Source organism: Kitasatospora sp. NPDC059673, from assembly GCF_042734215.1.
Lineage (GTDB): Bacteria > Actinomycetota > Actinomycetes > Streptomycetales > Streptomycetaceae > Kitasatospora.
On the sequence record NZ_JBHWEN010000001.1, the window covers coordinates 298,445 to 320,298 of the forward strand.

The window sequence follows — 21,854 nt, forward strand, 5'->3', positions numbered from 1 at the left end:
TGGTGCCAGACCCGGGGCGAGCGGGTCACACAGGTGACCGACGCTCTGATCGCGGCGTGCGCAGCCACATTGAGGCTGCGTCAGATCCGGAAGGCGGCGACGTACCGGGCCGGGTCGCCGCGCAGGTCGCCGTCCCAGCGGGTCAGGGTCTGTTCGGCGAAGGTGCGGCCGGTGGCGAGGATCTCGTCCAGCGGGTCGAGGTAGCCGGGCACGTGCGGGGGTTCGAGTCCGGCGGCGACCCGGGCGTCCAGGCCGGCCCGGGCCAGGCGCAGCAGTTCGGCGGCGAGCGGGCGGACGGGGGTGTCGCCGAGGCGGGTGGCCAGGCCGTGGACGGGGAGTTGGGTGCGGGCCGCGCGGTGTTCGGCGGCGCTGTGCCGGCCGGTCAACTCCCAGGCGGCATCGCAGGATTCGCGGTGGTAGCCGAGGCCGGTCCAGAGCGCGGGCAGGGCGGTGAGGTGGGGGTGGGGCGGGCCGTCGGCGCCGCGCAGTTCCAGGGTGCGGCGTACCCGGGTGTCGGTCCACAGCTGGTCGAGGTGGGCGGCCCAGCGCCGGGGGGCGTCGTCGAGGCCGTGGCGCAGCAGTTCGGCGAAGCTGCCGTCGGGGGCGCTGTGGTGGCGGCCGTCGCGGGTGCGGTAGTGGATGAGGGGGATGCCGAGCGCCCAGTCGACGATGTCCTCGGCGGCGACGTCGGGCCGCAGCGCGGGCGGCAGCAGGCCGGTGCGGCGCGGGTCCATCCGCAGCCAGGCCCAGGAGCGGTGGGACAGCAGGCCGCACGGGCGGCCTTCGTGCAGCGGCGAGTTGACGAGCAGGGCGGAGATCACGGGGGCGACGGCGGTCTGCATCCGCAGTTTGCGGGTGAAGTCCTCGGGGCCGAGGAAGTCGAGGGTGGCCTGGGTGGACAGCGACAGGCCCATCACGTGCGGGGCGCGGGCCCCGCCGGGGCCGAGGTCGGCGAAGTACTGGCGCATCAGGGCGCCGCGGGACATCGGCACCCATTCGACGTCGGCGAGCCGTCCGAAGGGCAGGTTGCCGCCGGGGACGAGGGCCAGGCCGTGGCCGGCGGCCAGGTCGGCGAGCCGGGCCAGCGCGGCCCGGACTTCGTCCATGGTCTTGCCGACGCCGGGCCCGGGGGTGGAGGAGTACTCGATCTGCCCGCCGTGTTCGAGCGTGACGGTGGCGCCGTCGGGCAGCCGGACGCCCGTCAGGCAGTCGGCGTCCCACTCGGGTTCGCCGCCCCAGTGGTGGAGCACCGTCTCCAGGACGGCCCGGACGCCGTGCGGGCCCGAGTAGCGGGCGCCGATGCCGGTGGCGGGGTCGAGCAGGCCGCACTCGACCTCGACGCCGACCTGCTCGGTGGTGCCCGGGGCGGGCGTCAGCGGGGCGAGCAGCTGCGCCCGGTCCATCACGGGGCGCTCACCGGGGCGGCCGCACATGCCTGTCGGGCGTGGTCGAGCAGCGCGCCGACGGCGCCGAGCGCGGACTGGGCGGCGCCCTGGCACCAGGCGTGCGCGCCGGACAGGTGCTCACCGGCGAAGAAGATCCGCGGCCGGTGCGCGGGGTGCGGCGCGCCGAGCACCGACAGGTAGCGGGTGTGTTCGCCGGGGGTGAGGTGGGCGAAGGCGCCGCCGCCCATGCCGGTCTGCACGTCCCAGTTGCAGTGCACGATGTCGTCGACGTCGCCGGTGATGCCGGGGTGCAGCTGCTCCAGGCATTCCAGTACCAGCGCCTCCCGGTCGGCCTGCTCCAGCGCGGCGAACCGGCGCGCGTTGGCCCCCCACAGGTAGGCGCCGAGCAGCGCGGCGGGTTCGGCGGAGCGCAGCCGGTCGAGGGCGTCCCAGCGGGGGGTGCCGGAGCCGTTGACGCCGCCGTCGGTGCGCACCGCGTTGTCGGACGGGTACCAGCACTGCTGGATCGGCAGGTCGGTGAAGCTGCCGCCGCCGTGGATGCCGTCCTCGATCTCCCAGCGGCGGCGGGTCACGTGCAGCACGGTCTTGGCGCTGGACGCGTAGCTGATGCCGCGCACCGCGTGGCGCTGCGCGTGCGGCAGGCCGGGGGTGAGGGTGATCTGGTCGAGCGCGGGGGCGGGGACGCAGCAGACCACGAAGTCGGCGTGCTCGTCGAGCCGGCCGCCGATCCGCCGGCCGCCCACCCGCACGCCGTCGGGGCGCAGCGCGAGTTCGTCGATCCGGGTGGACAGCCGCAGGGTGCCGGGGCGCAGCGCCCGGACGAAGGCGTGCACCAGGGAGTCCATGCCGCCGGTGAGTTCGACCTGGCCGCGGTGGAACAGCCCGAAGTAGTCGACGAGTACTTCCAGCAGGGAGGACTGTTCGTAGTGGGCGAGGCCGCTGGCGTGGCCGAACAGGTCCCAGGCGTCCTGGGAGAGGTGCTCGTGGACGAACTGCCACAGCGACACCGAGGCGGCACGTTCCAGGGCCGGGTCGTCCCACCGGCCGTCCAGCGCGCGGCGCTGCTGTTCGACGGTCAGGGCCCGCCAGACGGGGGCGAGGATCCGCTCCAGCAGGGCGGACGGTGCGTGGCGTTCCTCGGGGCGGAGGGCGAAGGCGGGGAACAGCGAGGCGACCTCGCGGACCCGGACCCGGCTGCCGCGCAGGTGGTAGTAGGCCTGCGGGTTGGTGTTGACGAAGGGCCGGGTGGCCAGCCGGAAGCTGGTCACGTAGTGCAGCACGCAGTGGTGGTTGGCCGGGATCCGCATCGCGCCGAGGTCGGCGTGGGTGCCGTCCCAGAACCGGTGGGTGCGGATCCGTCCGCCGGGCCGGTTGCCGCGTTCGTACACCGTCACGTCGAAGCCTCGCCGCTGCAGCTCGTACGCGCACACCAGGCCGGCGATGCCGGACCCGATCACGGCCACCCGGCCGCCCGGGCCGGCCGTCGGCGTCAGCAGGGCGCGGGGGAACGCAAAACTGGTGTCGAACATCGGGACCCCTTCGGTGCGCGAGCCGCACGGCGCCCCCGCCCTGCCCTGCTCGCACCTTCCCCCGACCAGGCGTTGCCGCGTCTTCGGAACACGCTGCCACCGGCCCGCCCGGTTCGCATCCGCACCGTCGGCCGGCCCCCCCCCACCGGCCGCGCTGCGGGTCCTCAGTTCGAGGACGGTGCCTGCCGGTGCTGGAGCCACCGGTCGGCCAGGGACACGGCCACGGTGAGGGCCAGTGCCAGCAGGGCGTCCACGCGGGAGTCGGCGAGTGCGATCAGCACGCCCGGGCCGGCCTGCTGGATGCTCACGCCGGAGCCGACGAACAGCCCGGCGCCGACCGCGCCGCCGATGCTGATCATGGTCATGTGGCGGCTGAGCAGGCTCCGCGACAGCTGGGCCCCGCCGGCCGCGACGGCCGTGTCGTGGGCGTCCTCCAGCAGCTGGGTCCCGGTGTTTCCTCTTGCGTCGCTCACGACCGCAGCTCCACTCCGTGCCGGGCCTCGACCTGGTTCAGCAGCGCGCGGAACAGCGGCAGGCGCAGCTCCTCCACGGGCTCCAGCGCCTCGGGGTGCCACTGGACGCCGACCGTCCAGGCGGCGTCCGCGAGCAGCTCGACGGCCTCCACGCAGCCGTCGTCGGCGCGGGCGGTGACCTTCAGGCCCTCGCCCACCCGGTCCACGGCCTGGTGGTGCCCGGACGCCACCGCGATCCGGCCCTGGCCGAACGCCTGGGCGACCGCGCTGTCGGCCGACAGCGCGACCTCGTGGGTGGCCCACTCGATCCCGGGCTCCGGGTTGTGCGGGACGCCGGTCGGCGCCAGGTCCACGTGCAGGGTGCCGCCCCGGACGATGTTGAGCAGCTGCATGCCCCGGCAGATGCCGAGCATCGGGCGGCCGTGGTCGAGCGCGTACCGCACCACGGCCTCGTCGAGCCGGTCCTGCACGGGGTTGACGTCGTACAGCGACGGGTGGTGGGCGTCCGCGCCGTACCGGGCCGGGTCGACGTCACCGCCGCCGGGCACCACGAAGCCGGCGCAGTCGGCCAGTTCGGCGTCCGACGGGTTGCCCTCGGCGTCCGGCCGGAGCAGGACGGGGCGGGCGCCGGCGGCCCGGATCAGGTCCACGACCTGGTCGAAGATCCGGTTGGCCTCGCCGATGCGCACGTCGGCGCCCGGAGCGTCGCCGTCGCTGAGGCGGACGGGTATCCCGATGAGGGGTTCCGGGTGATCGGTGACGCTCATAAGCTCTCTCCCTGCTCGGCTTGCGGATGAGATGCGAAATCTAGAAGATAGATTTCATGGATGGCAAGGGGTGGACCCAACACATCGAGCCGGTGCGTGCGGCGGGAGCCGCCGAGGCGATCGCACGCCGGCTCGGCGAACTGATCGGCGCCCGGATCCTGGTCGGGGGTGACCGCCTGCCGCCGGAGAAGACCCTGGCCGAACTGTTCGGCGTCGCCGTGATGACGGTCCGGCACTCGATGGCGGTGCTCCGCGAGGACGGCCTGATCGAGACCCGGCGCGGCCGCGGCGCGGGCACCTTCGTGATCCCCGGCATCCTCACCCGGATCGGCGAACTGACCGCCCTGCACCCGTACACCCGGGCCGACATCGAGGAGTTGACGGCCTGGCGGATCGCGATCTCCGGCGAGGCCTCCGCCCGCGCCGCCCTGCGCGCCTCCGAGGCGGGCCTGGCCCGGATGCGCGGACTCGAGGCCGCCGCCGACGCGGTCGTCGCCGACGCCGAGGCCTACCGCACCGCGGACGCCGGCCTGCACCTGTACATCGCCGAACTCTCCGGCTCCAGGCGCCTGTTGGAGGCCGAACAGGGCATCCAGCACGAACTGACCCGGCTGCTCGCCGGCCACCCCGGCGGCACCGAATCCCGCAGCACCCCCTCCCAGCGCCACCGCGCCCTCGCCGGCGCCATCGAGGCCCGCGACCCGGCCCGCGCCCGCAAACAGTTCACCATCCACGCACAGGCCACCGCAGACCTCTGCCTCCCCTTCGCCCAGGAGCCGACCGAGTCCTGAACTCCCCACCGCTTCAGGGGACTTCGGACCTCCCGGGCGCGCCCGGCCGGGCGCCCGCGGCCCGCGGCGGTCGCGGCCCCTACGGCTCCAGCCGGGGGTCGTCGATGCCGACGGTGACGACCCCGGGCGGATAGAGCTCCGGACAGGCCGTCAGGATCAGGTGCTGCTGCGGGCGCACCGGGGTGGGCAGACTCGCGGCGATCGCGTGCGCCAGGCCCTGGCTCCCGTATCCGTCACGGACCATCGTCGCCACCACCACGGCGGTACTCGCATCGAGTGGCTCGAACTCCAGTGAGGGCAGCGCCAGGACCGCGCGAGCGGCACCCTCGTCCTTGATCTCGGCCTCGACCAGGCACAGCACCGGCACCAGCAGGTGCTGGAACGGGCTGTGCAGCGCGGCATCCACGACCCGGTGCAGACGCGGGTGGCCCGCGGCCAGCGCGGCCAGGGCGCTGGAATCCAGGATGATCACGCGCTGCGCCTGGGGGCGACCTTGGCGCGCGCGTCCTGCGCGGCGATGCCGTAGACCCGCTGCAACAGGTCCGGCCCCTGGTCCAGCTCCGTGTCGGTGAGGGCCATCCCGAAGTGCTCCCGCAGCAGCCGGCGGCCCTCGGCAACCCGCTCGGCGATCTGCTCCGCGGTGGGCTGCCGCTCCACCAGCAGCGCCACCTGGGCGCCGATCGTGGTGCCGCCGGCCGCCGCGAGAGCGGCCAGCCGGTCACGCGTCTCGGCGGAGACCTTGATCGTCGCATCAGCCATACCACGAGCGTACACCGGCGGTGTACCGCCGGTGTACGACGAGGGGCCCAAGGGCGGGGCCTAGAAGCCGAGCGGGGTGTACGTGGACATCGTCTGCGCGAACTGCTGCCCGTTGGTGGGTGCGGCGGCGACCGGGAAGACCGGTACCGCGCTGCCATTGGCGATCGAGAGGCCCAGGTATTCGCCGAGCATGCGGCCGTGGCTGGTGTCGGGCATGGCGGTCAGTGCCATCCCCTCCGCGAGCGGGGTGGTCCGCTTCTTCCAGGTCAGGCCGCCGTCGGTGGAGGAGAGGTAGTTGACCGAGACGGTGCCGTTCCACAGCTCGTTGTAGACGATCGCGAAGCGCCCGGGGTTGAACGGGTCGGCCGTGATCGACGGGGCGAACTGGTTGGTGGCGGCACACAGTGCCTGGTCCGGGCAGGTGTCGATCTCGGTGACCGTCCAGTTCTGCCCGTCGGTCGAGGTGGCCTTGACGAGGTTGTTCCAGGCGCAGCCGGTCGCGGCCCGGCAGCCGTGCCAGACGGCGTTGATGCGGCCGGTGCTGTCCACGTCGGCGGAGACCACGGAGACGTCGCGCAGGCCCGGAACGTCGTACTGGCTGCCGTTGTTGACCGTCACCGGCGCGGTCGAGCCGGTGCCGCCGCCGGTGAGGGTGAAGGCGCCGACGGTGCCGGCCGCCCCGTACAGGACGACCACGCTGCCGTCGGGCCGGACCACCGGGTGGCTCCCGGTGTCGGCCGGCCAGGAGCCGTTGAGACGCGCCCAACTCAGGCCGCCGTCCGTGGACTTGGCAATGTCGATCCGGCCGGTGTCGAACCTGGTGACGGTCAGGTAGCAGGTGCCGTAGTACGGGCTGGAGGTCCAGTTGTCGCAGGTCATCCACTCCTTGTCCCACTCGACGCCGTCGTTGCCGATCGCCCAGGTGGGGGCGGACCAGTGCGCGGCGGCGTCGGTGGAGCGGTTGATCATGATGCCGGCACCGGCGCCCGCGTCGACCGGCAGGCTGGCCACCATCCAGGTGTCGTGCCGGGCGCTGTACGCCACCACCGGGTCGCTGGCGCGTCCGTGGGTGCCGCCGGCCGCGACGGTGATGCCCGGCAGGGTGCCGGACGTCCAGGTGAGCCCGCCGTCCCGGGAGGCCGCGAAGCCGGTGTTGGTCGAGCCGCCGCTGAAGCTCCGGCCGACCTGGTAGGCGCTGACGACCGTACTGCCCCAGCCGAAGCTGTCCGCCTCGACGGCGGTCGAGTGCTGGGTGTCGGCGGTGGTGTACGGGTCCGCGCCGACCGTCTGGAGGCCGCCGGTGAAGGTGCGGCACCCCAGGTTGGTCTCGGCCGACCGGTGCGGCGAGCCGCCGTAGACGTTGACGGCGGCCAGGCAGATCGTCTGCGGGCCCGCCGGGACGGACGTCAGCGTCTGCCAGAAGCCGTGGGCGCCGACGTCGGAGCGGTAGAGACTCGCGGCGAACTGCTGGACCACCGTGCCGTTGCGGCGGACTCTGACCTGCACCGAGCCGCCCGTGTCCGGGTCCGTGGCCCAACCCGACACCACCACGCCGCCGTTGGCGCCGATCATCGCGTCGAACGCGCCTTCGGCGGGCCGGTCGGGATCGGGGTCCGGATCCTGGGAGCAGATCGGCGGCGGATCCGGCTGGTCGCAGAGCGGGGACGCCTGCGCGTGGCCCGGTGCGACGAGGACGGACGCGACGGCGGCGACGCCGGCCAGCAGCAGCGCCACCGACCGGCCGACGCGCGGAAAAACGGAACGTGTGGACAAGGTGGCCCCCCTTGTTGTCGGTTGCGATACCCCAGAGAGTGGCAAGCGCGAGTAAACAGTCCATCAACACCCAATCGGCGTCGCGCACCGAGCCTGTGGGAAGATCCGCAGGTGAGTGCCATATCGTCGCCCCCCAAGCCCGTCCAGTTGTGCGCGGCCCCAGGCTGTTCGCAGCCCACCGCCTACCGCACGCGTTCACGCGACGCCTGGTGCGACGAGCACATCACCGAAATCCTGCGCACCGGTGGCCTGGAGCCGCTGGAGCCGTTCCAGAAGCCGACGGCTTGGCGGCTGACCAGGTGTCTGAACTGCGGCTGCGAGGCGCACTACCGCCTCGAGTACACGCTCGACCAGAACGCGGCGGGCCAGGCCACCTGCCGGGCCTGCTACTGGCGGCAGTGGGCGCTGGACGCACGCCGGAACCAGGGCCCGTACGCGGACCTGACGCCCGTCCCGGTGGAGCAGGCGCGCGCCCACGCGGAGCAGCACGGCTACGACTACCTCGCCCCACTCACCGATCCGTCGCTCGCGGACGACCCGCACCACGTCCGCTGCCGGTACTGCGGGCGGCAGAGCGCCGAACGGCTGGGCGACATCGCGTTCGGCTGCCGGTGCGGAACCAACCCGAGCCGGGCCCGGCAGACCTCCAACGCCCCGGGCGAGAAGAACCGGGAACTGCTCAAGGACTCGGGGCTGCCGGTCCTCGCCTGGTGGGACCACGAGGCCAACGAGGCCGCGCAGTGGGAGACCGTCACCGTCACCGCCCTGCGCGAGGTGGCCTGGCGCTGCCCCGACTGCGCGCTGCGCTTCACCGCCCGGGTCAGCCACATGCTGCACAACCAGCAGTGCCCGGCGTGCGAACCCCGGCGCCGCGCCGAACGGGAGGCCGAGCTGGCGCGGCTGGAGGTGACGCCGGTCGCCGACGTCCCCGAACTCCTCGAAGCCTGGGCCGACGAGGAGGACCCGCACACGGTGTTCGTCGCCGCCGACCTGACGCTGCGCCGCTTCCGCTGCCCGCAGGGCCACCACCCGCGGGTGTCCCCGCTGCGGTACCTGCGTTCGGGCTGCCCGTCCTGCCGGAGCCTGAAGACCTCGGCGGCCCGGCAGGAGATCGAGGCCGTCGAAGCGGCCCCGTTCCGGCTGAGCCCGGAAATAGGTGCCCAGTGGCACCCGACCCGCAACGGCCGGATCAGCCTGGCCAAGATCTCGCCCAAGTCGCGCCGCACCGTCTGGTGGCAGGACCCGGTCTGCGGCCACGAATGGCAGGACACCCCCGAACAGCGCGACAAGGGGCAGCGGCTGCGCTGCCCCGAGTGCCGCACCATCCTCGACTCGCTGGCCTTCCACTTCCCGGACCTCGCCGCCGAATGGTCCCCCGCCAACCCGCTCTCCCCCTGGCAGGTGCGGCCGACCGCGCAGACCGCGTTCGTCCCCGCCTGGGCATGCCCCAGCGGGCACACCTGGCAGGCGCCGCTCGCCTCCCGCACCAATGGCAGCGGCTGCCCCGAGTGCCGCGAACACGGCAAGTCGCAGGTGGAACTGAGCCACCATCGGGCCGCCGAACGCGTCTTCGGCACCGCCGCGTCCGGCCAGTCCGTGCGGCACAGCGCCTTCGCCCGCCGCGCCCAGTGGTCCATCGACATCACCACCGTCCTGCCCGACGGCCGCAAGCTCGCCATCGAGTACGACGGCGCCTACTGGCACGCCGACAAGACCGCCCTGGACGCCGACAAGTCCCGCGACCTCCTCGCAGCCGGCTACCTGGTCGCCCGCCTCCGCGAACACCCCCTCCCCCCGCTGCCCGTCGAGCACCCCGACTACGCCGAGTTCACCGTCCACTCGACCGCTCCCCGGCCCGAGGAGGTCATCGAGCGGGTGAAGAACTGGGCGACGGGCCAACGGAGTTGAGACGGTTCACGGCGGGAGGGCCGGGTCGCGCTCCGGGCGCCCGTACAATGCGACACCGACAGTGCTTGCGACAGCGAACGGTCGCGGGCCCGGTGGGCCCCGGCCGGTGACGACACGGACGGAGGGAGCGCCGATGCCCAGCCAACGGTCCATCAACGAGGCGGAGCGGCTCGTCGGGGCGAAGCTCGGCGGCATCCCCGTCCGTACGGAGCGGATGGCGGCGGTGGCCAACATCTACCGGGCCGCCTCCGCGGTGCGGCAGCACCTGGAGAACTCGGTGCTGCGCGGCTCGGACCTGACCTGGACCGCGTTCGTGGTGCTGTGGGTGGTGTGGGTGTGGGGCGAGTCGGAGACGCGGCGGGTCGCCGAGGAGGCGGGCATCTCCAAGGGGACGCTGACCGGGGTGTCGCGCACCCTGGAGTCGCGCGGCCTGCTGCGGCGCGTCGACCACCCGACCGACGGCAGGCTGGTGCTGCTCGCGCTCACCGCGGAGGGCGAGGAGTTCATGCGCCGGGTGTTCCCCGCGTTCAACGAGGAAGAGTCGTTCGTCACCGCGCAGTTGAGCGACGAGGAGTGCCACAGCCTGGCCGACGGGCTGCGCCGGGTGGTGCTCCAGGTCGAGGAGCACGGCGAGGACCGGCGCCGGTCGCTGCTGAACGGCGAGGAGCCGGCCCCGCGCCGCAGCGGCCGGCGTCCTCGCGGCTGATCACCCGGCGGCCTCCCGCACCAGCGCGTCGAAGATGCCCTGCTGGACGGGGTCCTGGTCCGCGGTGTCCTCCGGGTGCCACTGCACGGCCACCAACCAGCCGTCGTGGCCCGCGAGTTCGAGGGCCTCGGCGGTTCCGTCGGCGGCCCGGGCGGTGACGGTCAGGCCCTCCCCCGGCCGGTCCACGTGCTGGTGGTGGTAGCAGGACGCCTCCACCACGGCCGCACCGCCGGCGGCCTTCGCGAGCGCGGAGCCGGGCGCGAGCGAGACCGGGTGGCGCAGGTGGCGGTGCTCGCGGCCGGGCCCGCCCATGTCCTGGTGGAGGGTGCCGCCCAGCACGGTGTTGACCACCTGGAGGCCGCGGCAGATCGCCAGTACCGGCAGCCCGCCGCCGATCGCGGCCCGGGCGAGCTCAAGGTCGAAGGCGTCCTGCTCCTCGTCCACGTCGTACACGGCCTCGTGCACCTCGGCCGACCCGTACCGGTGCGGAGCCAGATCCCCGCCGCCGGGCAGCAGCAGCCCGTCGAAGCGCGCCAGCCGCTCCCGCACCCCGGCCGGGTCGGCGACCCCGCCGGGCGCATGCGGGTGCAGGCCGACGGGCTCGCCGCCGGCCCGCCAGACGGCCTCGATCAGGGCGCGGGCGTTGACCTCGGCGGCGTACCGCAGCGCGGAGGTGCTGGCGGCGAAGCGGGCGGGTATCGCGATCAGCGGGCGGTGGCTCACAGCTGGATCCAAGTGGTCTTGAGTTCGGTGTACTTCTCCAGCGCGTGCGCGGACTTGTCGCGCCCGTTGCCGGACTGCTTCATGCCGCCGAAGGGCACCGAAAGGTCGCCCTCCTCGTAGCAGTTGACCCAGACGGTGCCGGCCTTGAGGCTGCGGGAGACCAGGTGGGCGGTGGAGAGGTCGGAGGTCCACAGGCCGGCCGCGAGGCCGTATTCGGTGGCGTTGGCGAGGGCCACGGCCTCGTCGAGTTCGTCGAAGGCGAGGACGGACAGGACGGGGCCGAAGACCTCCTCGCGGGCGAGGCGGCTGTCGGGGGCGACCTGGTCGAAGACGGTCGGCTCCAGGTAGGAGCCGCCGGTGTCGGCAAGCACGCGGGCGCCGCCGGTGCACAGCCGGGCGCCGTCGGCGAGGGCGGTGCCGACGTGGCCGAGGACGCGGTTCAGGTGGCTCTCGCCGACCAGAGCGCCCATTTCGGTGGCGGGGTCGAGCGGGTCGCCGACCCGCAGCGCGCGGGCGCGGGCCACCACGGCCTCGGTGACCTGTTCGGCGATCGAGCGGTGCACCAGCAGCCGGGAGGGCGCGGTGCACATCTCGCCCTGGTTGAAGAAGATGCCCCAGGCGGCGGTGGCGGCGGCCCGGTCCAGGTCGGGGGCGTCGGGGAGGATGATGTTGGGCGACTTGCCGCCGAGCTCCAGCCAGACCCGCTTGAGGTTGGAGTCGGCGGAGTAGTGCAGGAATTGGCGGCCGACGGCGGTGGACCCGGTGAAGGCGAGGACGTCCACGTCGGGGTGCAGGCCGAGGGCCCGCCCGGCCACCGGGCCGTTGCCGGCCACGATGTTGAGCACGCCCGGCGGCAGCCCGGCCTCCAGGCCGATCCGGCCGAGCAGCAGCGCGGACAGCGGCGAGTTCTCGGAGGGCTTGAGCACCACCGTGCAGCCGGCGGCCAGCGCCGGGGCGATCTTCCAACCGGCCAGCGTGAGCGGGAAGTTCCAGGGGACGACGGCGCCGACCACGCCCGCGGGCTCGCGGGTGACGAGCGCCAGGGCGTCGGACGCGGTGTGCGGGGCCTCGTCGGTGAGCTTGTCGGCGAGGCCGCCGTACCAGCGGAAGGTGTTGATGACGGCGCGCAGTTCGATGTCGTGCGCGTCGGTGACGGGCTTGCCCATCTCCAGGCTGACGGTGAGCGCGAGTTCGGCCCGGTGCTGTTCCAGCAGGTCGGCGAGGCGCAGCAGTACCCGGCCGCGTTCGGTCGGGGACAGCCGGGGCCAGGGGCCGCGGTCGAAAGCCCGGCGGGCGGCGGCGACGGCGGCGTCCACCTCGGCCTCACCGGCGTCGGCGACCTGGGCCAGCACCCGGCCGTCGCGGGGTGACACCACGGCGAACGTCCCGCCGCCGCCGGCCTCGTCGGCGCCGTCGATCAGGTGCGTGGTGACGGGGCGCAGCGCCTCGGCCCGGCGCAGCCAGTCCTCGTGGGTCATGCGGTCCTCCTGGAGCGGGAGCGCGCGCCCAACTGGCGGGCGCGCGCCTCGATGTGACGGTGTATCAGTGCGAACGCCGTTGCCGGATCCGCTGGTTGGCCACGCCGAGGGCCAGCACGACGGGCACCGACAGGACCAGCCAGAGGGCGGTGCTCAGTTGTCCGCCGATCAGGGTGGTGAAGTTGGCCAGGATCAGCCAGATGGCGCCCGCGATGCCGAGCGCGCCCAGTACGGGGGCGAGCACGGTGTTCCACAGCCGGGTGTCCACCCGGTTGCGGCGGAAGAACACCACCACGGAGACCGAGGTCAGCAGGTAGAGCAGCATCATGGCGAGCACGGCGAGTCCGCTGAACCAGGAGAACAGGGTGAGCACCGGGTCCTGGCCGGCCACCGCGAACGGCACCACCAGCAGTACGGCAATGCCGGTCTGTACCCGCCCGGCCATGGCCGGGGCGTGCTTGCCGTTCAACCGGCAGAGTGCGGCGGGGAGTTGGCCGTCCCGGCCGAGGCAGAACAGGTAGCGGCTGGCGGAGTTGTGGAAGGTGAGGACGCCGGCGAACAGCGAGGTGGCGAGCAGCACCGGCAGCACGCTGTTCACCCAGCCGCCGAACAGGTCGGCGATGGGCGCGAACACGAACCCGGCGGAGTCGCCGCCGGCCAACGCCTGGTTGGCCGCCTCCGGGGCCTTGGAGGCGCCGTGCGCGGAGATCAGCGACCAGGAGGTGAGTGCGAAGAATCCGGTGACCACCAGTACCGAGAGGTAGGTGGCCCGCGGCACGGTCTTCTTGGGCTCGCGGGCCTCCTCGCCGTAGATGGCGGTGGCCTCGAAGCCGAACATGGACGCCAGGGCGAACATCACGGCGATGCCGGGCGCGCCCTGGAGCGCGGCCGACGGGGAGAAGCTGTCGGCCAGGCCGAGCCCTTCGGGGCCGCCGCCCTTGAACAGCGTGACCAGGCTGAACACCAGCAGGATGCTGAACTCGGCGAGGACGAACGCGGCGAGCACCTTGGCGCCCATCTCGATGCCCGCGGCGCCGAGTGCCTGCACCACCGCCATGGTGACCAGGGTGTAGACCCACCACGGCAGATCGACCGACGTATTGTCGGCGACCAGGGAGCTGACGATGGAGCCGTACAGGCCGTACATGCCGGCCTGGATGACGCAGTAGGCGAACAGCGCGACGCTCGCGCCGCCCGCGCCGGCGGCCCGGCCGAGGCCGGTGCCGATATAGGTGTAGAAGGCGCCGGCGTCCACGACGTGCCGTCCCATCGCGATGAAGCCGACGGAGAACAGCAGGATCACGGCGCCGGCCACCACGTAGGCGGCGGGGGTGCCGGAGCCGTTGCCGATGGCGACCGAGATCGGGGCGGCGCCGGCGATGCCGGTCAGTGGCGCCTGGCCGGAGAGGACGAAGAAGAGGATGCCCAGTACGCCGAGGGCGTTGGGCTTGAGGGTGGCACTGGTGGGGGCGTGCCGCACGGTCCGTTCACGGGAAGCCGTCTGACTGTCCACACGGATCACCTGCCAGATCAAAGTGGGGGAATCGTTTCAGGTCAAACGAGTTGCCTCATCGTGGAGGCAGGCAGTCCGTTTGGCAAGGGTTCGGGGCCGCTCCCGCGATAACGGTTTCGAAGCGGCCTTCGAGGCGGCCCTGGGGTGGCCTTCGACGCGGCCTTTGGGGCGGCCGCGCAGGTCAGCGGTCCGACAAGCCGTCGAGGAGCGCGCGGAGTTCGGCCAGCGCGTCCTCGGTGGCCGCCCGCTCGCCGAACACCAGCTGGTGCAGCACCAGGCCCTCCAGCGCGGCGAACACCAGCCGGGACAGGCCGGGGCTCACCGCCCCGGGCAGCAGACGGTCCAGCTCGCGCCGGCTGGCCTCGAAGTACTCCTCGTACAGCCCGCGCAGGTGCGCCAGCAGCTCGGGGCGGCGGCGCGCCTCCAGCAGCAACTCGTACTGGAACACCTGGAGTTCGGGCCCGGCCTCGACCATGTCGGCCAGGCCGGTGGCGAACTCCTCCGGCCTCTGCGCGCCGGCCTCCAGCGCGCTGCTGCTGATCGAGGAGCGCACCGCGTGCGCGACGGCCTCCTCGATCAGCGCGTCGCGCGAGCCGAAGTGGTGCACGACCAGGCCGTGCGTCACCCCGGCCTCCTCCGCCACGGCCCGGTAGGTGAGGTTGCGCAAGCCCCCCCGGGCCACCACCCGCACCGCCGCCTCCAGCAGCGCGGTACGCCCCGTCCCGTAGTTCGTCACGCGCTTGCGGGTGGCGCGCTTGGCTGCGGGCGCGTCGGGCCGGTCGGGGTCGGTCATGGCCGTGACCCTACCGGGAGGCACCGGTTCAGCGCTTCGGCGGCCGGATGCCGCGGAACTCCCAGTCCCCGCCCAGCGCGGTGGACAGCACCTCCTCCGACTCGGTGGGCTGCGCGCCCACGTCGGTGCGGATCGCCGTCGGGCCGGTGACGATGCGGTTGGTCAGCCGGCCGAGGCCCTCGACCTCCACCTCGACGACGTCGCCCGGCTGCACCGGACGGGAGTTGGCGGGCGTGCCGGAGAGCAGCACGTCGCCGGGGTACAGGGTGATGGTGCGGGCGATGTCGGCGACCAGGTAGTGCATGTCCCAGGTCATCTCGTCGGTGGAGCCGTCCTGCACCACCTCGCCGTTGACGTAGGTGCGCAGCTGCTTGCCGCGGAAGTCCCAGTCGGTGACCAGGCCGGGGCCGAGCGGGCACAGCGTGTCGGCGCCCTTGACGCGGAGCATCGAGCCGGCGTCGGTGTCCCGGAAGTCGTGCAGACCGTAGTCGTTGGCGACGGTGTAACCGGCGATGTAGTCACCGGCCTCCTCGGGAGAGATGTTGCGCGCGGTCTTCCCGATGACGATCGCCACCTCGCCCTCGTAGTTGAGCCACTTGCAGCCCTCGGGGCGGACGATCGCGCCGCCGTGCGAGTTCAGCGAGGAGGTGGGCTTGTGGAAGTAGGTGGGGGTGTCGGGCAGGCCGATCTGGAACTCCTCCACCCGGCTGCGGTGGTTGAGGTGGACGGCGATCACCTTGGAGGGCACCACGGGCGGCAGGTGGTGGGCGTCGGCGATGGCGACCCGGCGGCCGTCACCGGCGACCAGCTCCTCGCCGTCGCGGACGGTCTCGACGACCGCGCCGTCGAGGAGGATGCGGCGGTACTCGGGCATGGCGGGGGCCTTTCTCAGGTGAGGCTGTGGGGGTTGCGGGGGGCGGGTTCGGCGGGCAGGCCGGTGCCGGTCCAGCCGTCGGCCGGGCGGTCGAACCAGAGATGGACCTGGCCGGTGCCGATCGAGTTCTCGTACTCGCCGTACTGGCGGGCCTTCGCGGTGCACTCCCGCTCGCCGAGCGCGCCGGCCATCATCAGGTAGTGGGCGAACCTGGCCTCGGGCTTGAATGTCCCGAACTCGTCCATGGTGTCCAGGACCTGGTCGTGGCGGCCGTCCTTGAACCACTCGATCCGCTGCTCGTCGGCGGCCCGCGCCTCGGGGGTGAAGATGTGCGAGGGGTCGCTGGACTCGTGGGCGCGCAGCTCGCGCAGCGGCCAGAAGGTGTGCGAGAGCGCGCCGGAGGCGATCAGCAGCACCCGGCGGCCGGGGGTGGCGGCGATGCCGTCGGCCAGCGCGCGGCCGAGCCGCAGGTGGTCCTCCGCGTCGCCGGTCTGGCAGACGCCGATGGTCACCCAGCGCTTGTCGGGCAGGCCCTCGCCGAGGTACTTCCACAGGTTGACGGTGGCGTAGAAGATCGGCAGGTACGGGTCGTCGATCGGGGTGATCCAGGTGCCGTGCTTGTCCGCGAACTTGCCGATGTTGTGGGCGAGTTCGGGGTCACCGGGGAAGTCGTAGGGCATCCGGCACATGCCGCGCGGCAGTTCCTCGGAGGTGAACAGCCCGGCCCGGCGCTGCTGCGCGGTGACCACGAACTCGACGGTGGTCGCCCAGTGCGAGTCCAGCACCACCACGGTGTCGTAGTCGTCCCGCCCGAACACCTCCTCGCGCAGCTGGCGCAGGCCGGTGACGAGGGTGATCTCCTTGCCCTCGTTCAGCTCCCGCCGGATCTCCTCGGGGAGTACGACGGTGGGGACGTGGGCCAGCAGGCCGGCCCCGACGATCTCACCCATGGTCCTTCCACCCCTTCGGCGCGGTGACGGTGTTCTTGACGTCGCAGTAGAAGTCGAAGCTCCAGGTGCCGCCCTCGCGGCCGACGCCGGAGTGCCGGGAGCCGCCGAACGGGGCCTGCAGGTCGCGGACGAAGAAGCAGTTGACCCAGACGGTGCCCGCGACCAGCTGCTCGGTGACGCGTTCGGCGCGCTCGCGCGAGCCGGTGGCGAGGGTGGCGGCCAGGCCGAAGCGGGTGTCGTTGGCGAGCCGGACGGCCTCCGCCTCGTCGCGGAAGGTCTGGAGGGTCAGGACGGGGCCGAACACCTCCTCCTGGACGATCTCCGAGTCCTGTGCCACGCCGGTGAGCAGGGTCGGCGCGTAGAACTGGCCCGCCCGGCGCTCGCCGCCGATCACGGCGCGGGCGCCGGATGCGATCGCCCGCTGCACGAAGCCGTCGATCTTCTCCAGCTGGCGGGGGTGGATGTTCGGGCCGATGTCGGTGGGCAGTTCGCGCGGGTCGCCCTGCTGCAGCCGGGCGGCCTTCTCGGTGAACCGGCGGGTGAACTCCTCGGCGACGGACTCCTCGACCAGCAGCCGGGTGGCGGCCAGGCAGACCTGCCCGGCGTTGTCGTACTGCTCGACGGCGAGCTCGACGGCCAGGTCGAGGTCGGCGTCGGCGAACACCAGCAGCGGGGACTTGCCGCCGAGTTCGAGGCTGAGCGGGGTGAGGTTGGGCGCGGCCGAGGCGGCGATGTGCTTGGCGGTCGGCACCGAGCCGGTGAAGCTGATCCGGCGCACGTCGGGGTGCGAGGTCAGCGCGTCGCCGATCTCCGAGCCGAGGCCCTGCACCACGTTGAACACGCCGGCCGGCAGCCCGGCCTCGGCGGCGATGTCGGCGAGCAGCGAGGCCGTCATCGGCGTCCACTCGGCGGGCTTGAGGACGACCGTGTTGCCGGCCGCCAGCGCCGGGGCGATCTTCCAGGTGGCCAGCATCAGCGGCGCGTTCCACGGGGTGATCAGCACGCACGGGCCGGCCGGGTCCCAGCTGACGTGGTTGCTGTGGCCGCGGGTGTCGAAGTCCTCGTGGTCGAGCGTCAGCAGCCAGTCGGCGAAGAACCGGAAGTTGTGCGCGACCCGGGGCATGACGCCGCGTCGGTGCGAGCGCAGCAGCGCGCCGTTGTCGGCGGTCTCGACGACGGCCAGGTCCTCCAGCCGCCGCTCGACGCCGTCGGCGATGGCGTGCAGCAGGCGGGCGCGGTCCGCGCGAGGGGTGGCGGCCCAGGCGGGGAAGGCGGCCTTGGCGGCGGCGACGGCCGCCCGGGCCTCGGCGGCGGTGCCGCGGGCGATCTCGCCGAGGACGCTGCCGTCGATCGGCGAGTGGTCGGTGAAGGTCGCGGCGGAGGCGACGCGTTCGCCGCCGATCCAGTGCCGGGTGTCGACGGCGACCCCGGCGACGGTGGTGAGGTGTCCGCTCATGGCGTCAATTTCCTTGCTGAGCACGGGAGTTCACTGATCGACGATGGTGGTGCCGGAGGCCAGCAGCCGGCCGCCGTCCCAGACCACGCCGACCTGGCGGTAGTAGGCGGCGATGGGCTCGCGGATCTCCAGCCGGGCGAGTTCCTCGGTGGGCGACTCGAACAGCTCCAGGTCCGCGTCGCCGACCCAGGCCGGTCCGGCTTCGAAGGAGGCGGCGCCGGAGGCGACCAGCTCGTCCAGGGCGAGTCCCTGGCCCTTCTCGATCGAGGGCAGCCAGCGGTGGTGGGCCATCGGGTGGCCGTTGACGAACCCGTTGGTCTCGGACGGCTCGCGCAGCGTCACGACGGCCTGGGCCAGCCGCCGGTCGGCGGCGGCGAGGGTGGCGCCGAACCGGGCGCCGGCCTCGATCCGCGGCGCGGGGCCGTAGGGGTGCGGGCGGGTCTGGTGGATCGAGCCGAGCTTCTTCGGGTAGCCCTGGTGCAGGCCGCGGGCGATCGCGAAGTCCTTGTCGACCCAGATGTACACGCAGCGCGAGTACGTCTGACCCTGGAACTTGCAGCGCACCACGGCGAACGCCTCCTTGTACTGGGCGAGCACCGGGTCGAGCAGTTCCTGGCCGGAGGCGGAGCAGGACTGCCAGTCGGCCCAGATCAGCGCGACCGCGCCGGGGTCCTCATCGGCGAGTTCCAGCGGCTCGGGCAGCAGTTCGCGCACCCGCTCCGGGTCGGTGCGGTACTCGATGGTGAGCAGGTCGCCGGAGTAGCGCCACGGCGGCGAGGGGATCAGCGACGAGGAACCCGTCGCGGTCTTGGGGTGGAAGTACCCACGGACACTGGCCACTTGGATTCCTTACGCGGTGGGGGCGGGCTGCTGGAGCAGCTCGGCGCGGTAGCGGGCGGCGGCGGCCGCGGCACGCTGGCCGCCGAGGGCGACGACGCCGATCAGGCGCTCGCCGTGGTGGTAGCCGACCAGGACGTCCCCGTCCGGGTCGCCGTCCAGGACGCGCACGTCGGCGCGGCCGAGGGCGGGGGAGCCGAAGGACTGGAGGCGGAAGTCGTGCTGGTCGCTCCAGAAGGTCGGCAGCGGGGCGAACGGCGCGAGGCCGTGCTCGGTGCCGGTGAGGTGGGCGAGCAGCACCTTGGCGGCGTGCTTGGCACTGTCGGTGGGGATCGACCAGTGCTCGACGCGGCGCGGGACGCCGTCGTAGCGGGCGTTGGGGAAGCGGGCGACGTCGCCGACGGCGACCACCTCGGGCCGGCCGCCGACCCGCAGGTGCTGGTCGGTGAGGACGCCGTCGGTGAGGTCGAGGCCGTTGCCGTCGAGCCACTCGGTGTTGGCCACCGAGCCGACCGACTCCACCACCACGTCGGCGGGCAGGACGCGGCCGTCGGCGAGCGCCACGCCGGTGACGTGGTCCTCGCCCTCGAAGCCGGTCACTCCGCAGCCGAGCGCGAAGCGGACGCCGCGCTCTTCGTGACGGCGCTTGAGCGCGCCGCCGAGCAGTTCGCCGAGCGGTCCGGCCATCGGCAGCGGCAGCGGGTCGACCACGGTGACCTCGGCGGCGCCGAGGGCCACGGCGGTGGCGGCGACCTCGCAGCCGATGAAGCCGGCGCCGACCACCACCACGCGCACGCCGGGCGCGGTCAGTGCGGAGCGCAGGCCCTGGGCGTCGTCCAGGGTGCGGACGGTGTGCCGCCCGGCGGTGGGGCCGGGGCAGCGCAGGCGGCGCGAGCGCATGCCGGTGGCGGCGACCAGCGCGGCGTACGGCAGGCTCTCGCCGTCGGAGAGTTCGACGCTCCGCTGTGCGAGGTCGGCGCGGACCACCGCGGTCCCGAGGCGCCACTGCACGTCGGCGACGGCGGCCCGGGGGCGGAAGGCGAGCGAGTCGAAGCCGGCCTTTCCGGCCAGGACTTCCTTGGACAGCGGGGGCCGGTTGTACGGCGCGTGGGGCTCGTCGCCGACGAGGGTGATCGGGCCGGTCCAGCCGGCGGCGCGCAGCTGTTCGGCGGTGCGCAGGCCGGCCATGGAGGCGCCGGCGATCACGACGGGTGCGGCGTTCACCGGCTCAGCCTTCGATCCGGATGGCCTGCAGCGGGCACACGTCGGCGGCTTCCTCGACGTCGGCGCGCAGGGCCTCGTCGGGGTCGGCGACGTACGCGAGTCGGCCGGTTTCGTCGAAGGAGAAGACGTCGGGGGCGGCGAAGACGCACTGGCCGTGGTCCTGGCACTTGTTCATGTCGACGACGACCTGCATGGCCGGTCCTCCTGGGGGTGGGTGGGGCTGAGGGGGCGCCGGAAAGTCATTTGGCGTCAAACAACATAGGAACCGGTCGGCCCGGGGTCAATAGCTATACGGATGGATAAATTTATGCGCCAGACCCCTTGCGGGACGGTGACCTGCGTCCCTACGGTTGGCCACCAACAGCGAGCGGTTCCTGCGCCTGGCCGCAGTCCGAAGCCGCCGCTCCCCCTCCCCCCAGGGCCGTGAACTCCGGTTCTTCTCCGTCGGCACAGCCCAGCGCCGCGAGCTCCCGCACCCCCGCGCGCCCTGGGCGGCGCCCCACACTTCCCCACAGGAGACACCGGTGAGCGCATCCGACACCCCGCCCGTCCGCCACCACCAGGAGCGGCTGGCCACCCAGGGCATCGACGTGGTCCGGGTGACCTATCCCGACCTGATCGGCACCGAACGGGCCCGGGACGTGCTGCTGGACCACCTGCCCTCGGCCTGCGACCACGGCCTCGCGTTCTGCCGCGCCGTCTACCACACCAGCCCGCAGGGCGACGTCGTCCCCGTCCCCGGCGGCCTGGACGCGGGCCTGCCCGACATCTGCGTGCGCCCCGACCTCGACACCCTCACCCCGCTGCCGTGGGAGCCCGGCGTCGCCACCTGCCTCGGCGACGTCACCGACCCGGCCACCGGACACCCCGCCCCCGAGTCGCCCCGCGACCTGTTGCGCGCCGTCGTCGAACGGGCCCGCGAGGCGGGCCTGCACCCGATCGTCGGACCGGAACTCGAGTACTTCCTGTGCGACCCGGCCCCCGACACCGCCCGCGGCTGGCGCCGCTACAGCGAGGCCGCCGGCGTCGTCTACACCGCGGGCCTGCGCGCCGACGGCGACAACCACCTGCTGCGCACCCTGCGCCTGCTGCGCGAGCTGAACATCGGCGTCACCAGCGGCAACCACGAGTTCGACGGCGGGCAGTTCGAGATCAACCTGACCCACTCCGACGCCATGTCGGCCGCCGACCGGGCCTTCCGCTTCAAGTCCGCCGTCAAGGAACTGGCCCGCCAGGAAGGCCGGCTGGCCACCTTCATGGCCAAGCCCTTCATGGGCGCCGGCGGCTCCGGCTTCCACCTGCACCTGTCCTGCACGGACCAGGACGGCGGCAACCTGTTCGCGGACCCGTCCGCGCCGTACGGCCTGAGCACCACCGCCCGGCACGCCGTGGCCGGCATCCTCGCCCACGCCCCCGCGCTCGCCGCGCTGTCCAACCCGACGATCAACTCCTACAAGCGCTTCGGCCCCGACACCCTCGCCCCGTGGCTGATCGACTGGGGCCTGGACAACCGCAGCGCCATGGTCCGCATCCCCCCGGAGCGCGGCGCCGGCTCCCGCTTCGAACTGCGCCTGGGCGACGCCAGTGCCAACCCCTACCTCCTGATCGCCGGCACCGTCGCGGCCGCGCTGCTGGGCGTGCTGGCCGGCGAGGAGCCGCCCGCCCCGCTGGAGGGCTACGGCTACGACCCCGCCAAGTCCCCCGTCCTGCCGCAGTCGCTGCCCGACGCGCTCGACGCGCTGGAGGCCGACACCGCGCTGACCGAGGTGCTCGGCAAGGACTTCACCGCCGCCTACCTCTCGTACAAGCGCGACGAGGTCGCCCGCTTCCATCGGCACGTCACCGACTGGGAGTTCACCGAGTACGCCTACCACCTGTAAGCCGAGGAGCGAAC

The 21,854-nt window shown here is 73.2% G+C and carries 21 protein-coding genes; 4 read left to right on the plus strand and 17 right to left on the minus strand.

The features are described from left to right. Positions 1–80 precede the first annotated feature (80 nt). The 4 genes from ACFV18_RS01245 to ACFV18_RS01260 form a co-directional block, all read right to left on the minus strand. Positions 81–1,403, minus strand: a complete 1,323-nt coding sequence (locus ACFV18_RS01245; protein ID WP_380478093.1) for a glutamate-cysteine ligase family protein — start codon at positions 1,401–1,403, stop codon at positions 81–83. Next, positions 1,403–2,935, minus strand: a complete 1,533-nt coding sequence (locus ACFV18_RS01250; protein ID WP_380478094.1) for a flavin monoamine oxidase family protein — start codon at positions 2,933–2,935, stop codon at positions 1,403–1,405. The genes ACFV18_RS01245 and ACFV18_RS01250 overlap by 1 nt, the downstream gene beginning before the upstream one ends. Before the next feature lie 164 nt (positions 2,936–3,099). Next, the gene (locus ACFV18_RS01255) at positions 3,100–3,408 is read right to left on the minus strand and encodes a hypothetical protein (RefSeq protein ID WP_380478095.1); all 309 of its coding nucleotides are present in this window, start codon (positions 3,406–3,408) and stop codon (positions 3,100–3,102) included. Beyond that, positions 3,405–4,175, minus strand: a complete 771-nt coding sequence (locus ACFV18_RS01260; protein ID WP_380478096.1) for a gamma-glutamyl-gamma-aminobutyrate hydrolase family protein — start codon at positions 4,173–4,175, stop codon at positions 3,405–3,407. Before ACFV18_RS01260 ends, ACFV18_RS01255 begins: the two co-directional genes overlap by 4 nt. Before the next feature lie 56 nt (positions 4,176–4,231). Between ACFV18_RS01260 and ACFV18_RS01265 the strand changes: the two genes are divergently transcribed. Continuing rightward, entirely contained in the window at positions 4,232–4,966 is a 735-nt protein-coding gene (locus ACFV18_RS01265) for a FadR/GntR family transcriptional regulator (protein WP_380478097.1), read from the plus strand. Positions 4,967–5,045: 79 nt separating this feature from the next. Here the strand turns inward: ACFV18_RS01265 and ACFV18_RS01270 are convergent, their stop codons facing one another. The 3 genes from ACFV18_RS01270 to ACFV18_RS01280 are packed head-to-tail and all read right to left on the minus strand — an operon-like array spanning position 5,046 to position 7,498. Continuing rightward, positions 5,046–5,438, minus strand: coding sequence for a hypothetical protein (locus tag ACFV18_RS01270; RefSeq protein ID WP_380478098.1), 393 nt, complete (start codon positions 5,436–5,438; stop codon positions 5,046–5,048). Beyond that, a complete protein-coding gene (locus ACFV18_RS01275; protein WP_380478099.1) occupies positions 5,435–5,725 on the minus strand; it encodes a hypothetical protein in 291 nt (96 codons plus the stop codon). Before ACFV18_RS01275 ends, ACFV18_RS01270 begins: the two co-directional genes overlap by 4 nt. Before the next feature lie 60 nt (positions 5,726–5,785). Beyond that, positions 5,786–7,498 carry a sialidase family protein gene (locus ACFV18_RS01280; protein WP_380478100.1) on the minus strand — a complete coding sequence of 571 codons (1,713 nt, stop codon included), beginning with the start codon at positions 7,496–7,498 and terminating at the stop codon, positions 5,786–5,788. A 111-nt stretch (positions 7,499–7,609) separates the two neighbouring features. Here ACFV18_RS01280 and ACFV18_RS01285 point away from each other — a divergent pair, with 111 nt between their 5' ends. After that, positions 7,610–9,406, plus strand: coding sequence for a zinc-ribbon domain-containing protein (locus tag ACFV18_RS01285; RefSeq protein WP_380478101.1), 1,797 nt, complete (start codon positions 7,610–7,612; stop codon positions 9,404–9,406). Between the two features lie 133 nt (positions 9,407–9,539). Further along, positions 9,540–10,112, plus strand: coding sequence for a MarR family winged helix-turn-helix transcriptional regulator (locus tag ACFV18_RS01290; protein WP_380478102.1), 573 nt, complete (start codon positions 9,540–9,542; stop codon positions 10,110–10,112). Here the strand turns inward: ACFV18_RS01290 and ACFV18_RS01295 are convergent, their stop codons facing one another. The 10 genes from ACFV18_RS01295 to ACFV18_RS01340 all read right to left on the minus strand — a co-directional run bounded on the left by ACFV18_RS01295 (position 10,113) and on the right by ACFV18_RS01340 (position 20,153). Then, entirely contained in the window at positions 10,113–10,835 is a 723-nt protein-coding gene (locus ACFV18_RS01295; protein WP_380478103.1) for a gamma-glutamyl-gamma-aminobutyrate hydrolase family protein, read from the minus strand. Continuing rightward, entirely contained in the window at positions 10,832–12,313 is a 1,482-nt protein-coding gene (locus tag ACFV18_RS01300; protein WP_380478104.1) for an aldehyde dehydrogenase, read from the minus strand. Before ACFV18_RS01300 ends, ACFV18_RS01295 begins: the two co-directional genes overlap by 4 nt. A 64-nt stretch (positions 12,314–12,377) precedes the next feature. Then, a complete protein-coding gene (locus ACFV18_RS01305) occupies positions 12,378–13,826 on the minus strand; it encodes an APC family permease (RefSeq protein ID WP_380478105.1) in 1,449 nt (482 codons plus the stop codon). Between the two features lie 181 nt (positions 13,827–14,007). Beyond that, the gene (locus ACFV18_RS01310) at positions 14,008–14,619 is read right to left on the minus strand and encodes a TetR/AcrR family transcriptional regulator (protein ID WP_380478106.1); all 612 of its coding nucleotides are present in this window, start codon (positions 14,617–14,619) and stop codon (positions 14,008–14,010) included. A 28-nt stretch (positions 14,620–14,647) separates the two neighbouring features. Then, on the minus strand, positions 14,648–15,493 hold the full coding sequence (locus tag ACFV18_RS01315) for a fumarylacetoacetate hydrolase family protein (RefSeq protein ID WP_380478107.1): 846 nt from the start codon (positions 15,491–15,493) through the stop codon (positions 14,648–14,650). 14 nt (positions 15,494–15,507) lie between these two features. Further along, the gene (locus ACFV18_RS01320; protein ID WP_380478108.1) at positions 15,508–16,443 is read right to left on the minus strand and encodes a 3,4-dihydroxyphenylacetate 2,3-dioxygenase; all 936 of its coding nucleotides are present in this window, start codon (positions 16,441–16,443) and stop codon (positions 15,508–15,510) included. Further along, entirely contained in the window at positions 16,436–17,899 is a 1,464-nt protein-coding gene (locus ACFV18_RS01325; RefSeq protein ID WP_380478109.1) for an aldehyde dehydrogenase, read from the minus strand. The genes ACFV18_RS01320 and ACFV18_RS01325 overlap by 8 nt, the downstream gene beginning before the upstream one ends. A 30-nt stretch (positions 17,900–17,929) precedes the next feature. Then, positions 17,930–18,739 carry an acetoacetate decarboxylase family protein gene (locus ACFV18_RS01330; protein ID WP_380478110.1) on the minus strand — a complete coding sequence of 270 codons (810 nt, stop codon included), beginning with the start codon at positions 18,737–18,739 and terminating at the stop codon, positions 17,930–17,932. Between the two features lie 9 nt (positions 18,740–18,748). Then, complete coding sequence (locus ACFV18_RS01335; RefSeq protein WP_380478111.1) at positions 18,749–19,960, minus strand: NAD(P)/FAD-dependent oxidoreductase; 1,212 nt, start codon at positions 19,958–19,960, stop codon at positions 18,749–18,751. Positions 19,961–19,964: 4 nt separating this feature from the next. Next, positions 19,965–20,153 (minus strand): ferredoxin, encoded by a 189-nt coding sequence (locus ACFV18_RS01340; RefSeq protein ID WP_043910603.1) that lies wholly within the window; start codon positions 20,151–20,153, stop codon positions 19,965–19,967. Positions 20,154–20,484: 331 nt separating this feature from the next. Here ACFV18_RS01340 and ACFV18_RS01345 point away from each other — a divergent pair, with 331 nt between their 5' ends. After that, positions 20,485–21,840, plus strand: a complete 1,356-nt coding sequence (locus tag ACFV18_RS01345; RefSeq protein ID WP_380478112.1) for a glutamine synthetase family protein — start codon at positions 20,485–20,487, stop codon at positions 21,838–21,840. Positions 21,841–21,854: the final 14 nt, after the last annotated feature.